We start from the raw sequence: 852 nt of genomic DNA, 5'->3' as shown, positions 1-852 counted from the left end.
CCTTTATCAAGTTGTCATACTTGTGGTAATGATGACTGGAGTCAGTTGTCTTGTAGTGACGACGTCTTTTCAACTGCACCATCAATCCATTGGCACGGAGCAATTCTATGAACGCATCTCGTCCAGGCATACGATCAGTGGATTCAAACAAGCGTTTGACGATGAGGTATAGTTTGGCACAACCAAGTCCAGGGTTATCCTTACGGTATTCTCTGGCCTTCTCCACGATCATGGTTTCTAAGGCATTATCGACAAAGTCATTGTCTGGATCTTCACGGTTGTAGAACGACTGTCTGCTATAACCAAACAGCCTGCAAAGGGTATTCATCGATGCTGGTGAAGACTCTTCGCGGAGCAGACTTACTGTTTGGTGCCAGATTTTTTTCTTATTGGAATATTGAATCGTTCTTCTGCAAGGTTAATCATTGTGTCGTAGGCATGGGCACGTAGTTTCTCTAGTTCTGCCTCTTTTCTTGCTTTCTTGAGCTCTGCTTTCAATTCTCTGATCTGCTCGTCTTTACTTTTGTTTGCCATAGTGTCATCGTTGTTCTCCTGCAAAGATACTAAACGATTTTCAGAAAGATAACGACCTACCCAAGAAAACAGCACCTGAATGTTGGAAATATGATGTTTCTCAACTAATTCCTCAGGCGTATTCTCGCCTTTAAGGAAATCAAGTGCAGCAAGTACTCGATCTTCTTCATCATGAATGTAGCGAGTGGATTCTACCCATACCCATTCATACTGACCTGTCGCTTCATTTAGGACACGATCTCTTTCACGTTTTACTTTTGTTCTCATACACTTTTGTTTTAGGCATCCAAAAGTGTCAAGTTTTTTTAGGGTAAGTCA

General features: G+C 41.9%; 1 protein-coding gene and 1 pseudogene. Both read right to left on the bottom strand.

The window, feature by feature from the left end; translation table 11 throughout:
- A pseudogene (locus tag CIK95_RS13335) lies at positions 1-328 on the bottom strand (IS3 family transposase); the annotation flags it as partial.
- A 32-nt stretch (positions 329-360) separates the two neighbouring features.
- On the bottom strand, positions 361-801 hold the full coding sequence (locus tag CIK95_RS01655; RefSeq protein WP_052484576.1) for a hypothetical protein: 441 nt from the start codon (positions 799-801) through the stop codon (positions 361-363).
- Between the last annotated feature and the right edge of the window lie 51 nt (positions 802-852).

Origin of the sequence: Prevotella sp. P5-108, from assembly GCF_002251385.1 — a bacterium.
In the GTDB taxonomy this organism is placed as follows: domain Bacteria; phylum Bacteroidota; class Bacteroidia; order Bacteroidales; family Bacteroidaceae; genus Prevotella.
The sequence above is the reverse complement of the archived record's forward strand: the minus strand, read 5'-3'. Positions and strand labels throughout refer to the sequence as shown.

What these genes read in the sequence shown, in the direction of transcription:
- CIK95_RS01655 (WP_052484576.1), bottom strand. Translation starts at nt 801, where the DNA reads ATGAGAACAAAAGTAAAACGTGAAAGAGATCGTGTCCTAAATGAAGCG.